This window comes from uncultured Campylobacter sp. (genome assembly GCF_938015785.1).
Taxonomy (GTDB): Bacteria; Campylobacterota; Campylobacteria; order Campylobacterales; family Campylobacteraceae; genus Campylobacter_B.
In genome coordinates this window covers 1-2,075 of sequence record NZ_CALLWC010000063.1, presented here as the reverse complement: position 1 = coordinate 2,075, position 2,075 = coordinate 1, and the positions used below count along the sequence as shown (strand labels likewise).

4 protein-coding genes are annotated in these 2,075 nt (G+C 34.7%); all 4 read right to left on the bottom strand.

Annotated features, from left to right (window positions below; genetic code table 11):
- Positions 1–31 precede the first annotated feature (31 nt).
- The 4 genes from Q0393_RS08980 to Q0393_RS08965 all read right to left on the bottom strand — a co-directional run bounded on the left by Q0393_RS08980 (position 32) and on the right by Q0393_RS08965 (position 2,054).
- Positions 32–424, bottom strand: coding sequence for a hypothetical protein (locus tag Q0393_RS08980; protein WP_298979617.1), 393 nt, complete (start codon positions 422–424; stop codon positions 32–34).
- The gene (locus Q0393_RS08975; RefSeq protein ID WP_298979615.1) at positions 399–767 is read right to left on the bottom strand and encodes a hemagglutinin repeat-containing protein; all 369 of its coding nucleotides are present in this window, start codon (positions 765–767) and stop codon (positions 399–401) included. The genes Q0393_RS08980 and Q0393_RS08975 overlap by 26 nt, the downstream gene beginning before the upstream one ends.
- A 62-nt stretch (positions 768–829) precedes the next feature.
- Positions 830–1,024: a hypothetical protein gene (locus Q0393_RS08970; protein WP_005871000.1), complete on the bottom strand. Its 195-nt coding sequence runs from the start codon at positions 1,022–1,024 to the stop codon at positions 830–832.
- 301 nt (positions 1,025–1,325) lie between these two features.
- Positions 1,326–2,054 (bottom strand): hypothetical protein, encoded by a 729-nt coding sequence (locus tag Q0393_RS08965; RefSeq protein WP_298979613.1) that lies wholly within the window; start codon positions 2,052–2,054, stop codon positions 1,326–1,328.
- Positions 2,055–2,075: the final 21 nt, after the last annotated feature.

Here is a 2,075-nt window from a genome sequence, read left to right as displayed (position 1 = left end):
ACAAAATAGGGCTACTATTAATTTCAAGCACTTATTCATATTTATTTTCATCAAAATTATAAAATTGAATATTCTCAAAATTTTCTAATTCAAGATAGTCCTCTCCTGCAATATTAAAAATCTCTAGCTCTTTTACACATTCACCCCAGTGAAGTATAAATTCTGTTGTGTAGTGCAAATTGTTAAACACTAACATATCTATTGCCGGATATGGTATGCCTTCATAATCTAGTAAATTTTGATCCACTACTTCAAAGACAAAAGCCTTAAAGCCTGCGTCCTCCTCAATCTTTTTAATTCTTAAATTGTTAAGCTGCTTAATAAGTTTATCCTTACCGGAAAACTCATGCTTTAGCATAACATTTAAAAATTTATTTAGCTCCTCACTAAAGAAGGGGTTATGGAATCTTTTTTTCTGGTCCAAAATACGTTCCTGTGTTAATTTTATCCCGCGAAGCATCCATAAATAGATTATGAGTGCTTAGGTATATATCGTTACTAGCATATAAATTTGAGCCTTTGATATTTATAGCGGTATCTTTATTGCTATCAGTTAAAATTTTAATATTCTTGCCGCTAAGATTAGAGGCTACGGAGCTGGTTGATTTAGAGCTATCTTTGGAAGTGGTTCCGCTAAGCTCTGCGGAGGCGCCTACGCTAAAGCCCCAGGTAACCCAGCTAGAGGATGCGGCAGATCCTTGGGAGATGAGGGCGGCGGTTAAAAGAGTAAGGGTAAAGAAAGGAAGCTGTCTTGTAAATTTATTCATTTTTACCTTTTGAGCGGGGTATTAAAAATTTATTTTCCACGCCATCTTTATTCCTGCACAAATTAATAATATATCCCATCTACGCATACATCGGCATTTAGTTCGGCGCACATTTTTATCATTTCTTTGCTAAAATCTATAGCATAAACATCGTCCTTTTCCGTCGTATCTACCGCTACATAAATATTAACGGTTAAATTTAATTCCGATATCCTCTTTTTGATATCGCCGAAGTTCGTTTTTAAAATTTCATACAAATCTTTTAAAGCATCGCTTGTAAATATGCACTCTTTCTTGGCAGTATAGCATAGCCACCTACAACTATTTCTAACCTTGCCGCGCCTTTCATCTATGTCGCCGATTTTATATTTTTTATATAACTAATTTTATATTCATTGGTCTTCTCATCTAGGATCAAGTCCGAAAAATCAAAGTTATATTTATCCGACGATAAATAAAAAGCAACATACATAGTAGTCATTTATGCTCCTCATAAATTCACAAACCCACCGAACCTCTATAATTACCCATTTAACGGCTAAATTTTAAATTATGAGATTATACTATCTCTACCGATATTTGAGCGTCGATTTTGCCGCCATTTTCTTTTAAAATTTCAGGAAACCCCAATTTTATAATCTGCTCTTCGGAGAGGCTATAAGAATAGTGGATATTTGACTCTATGCTCAGCGGAGCTACTATTTTTGCAACTTCGCTAAAAGGCAGCTTAACGTCCAATAACGCCACGTAAAAGGCTTCCGTATCGCTATCAAAGACATTTATATAGCAGCCTTTTATATTTTTATCTCCGCTATTTGGAGCTTTGATTATTCTTTCATGGCTAGCATAGGATTCGAAGAAGTATGAAAAACCGGGTTTAACCATATCAATGCATCCAAAAGATCTCATCTGCTCTATGTTTAAGCTATAGCCATATACATAATAAGGATCGTCTGCATCCGATTTTACAATTTGTTTTATGTCTTCCAAATCAAGATCTATTTGCCGCGAATCGGCGTAGCTCTCATCGATACCGAAAGATGTTATCTCATAATATGTCTTATAATACATATCGCGTATATGAAATTTAATTCGCTTATCGCTTAAAAGCTTTGGATCTATTTTTATACCGAGTTTTTCCGCATCCGATTTCGCAATCAATTCAGGCTCGAATATAAATTCTTTTCCAAAACGATCGCTTTGCCCTTTTGGAATTTTAATCCAATACAGTTCTCGTCCATCTCTTACCGGAAAAAGATAACGGAAAATACCTTTTACGCTTTTCATTTTTGAATCCTTCTTGTTTTA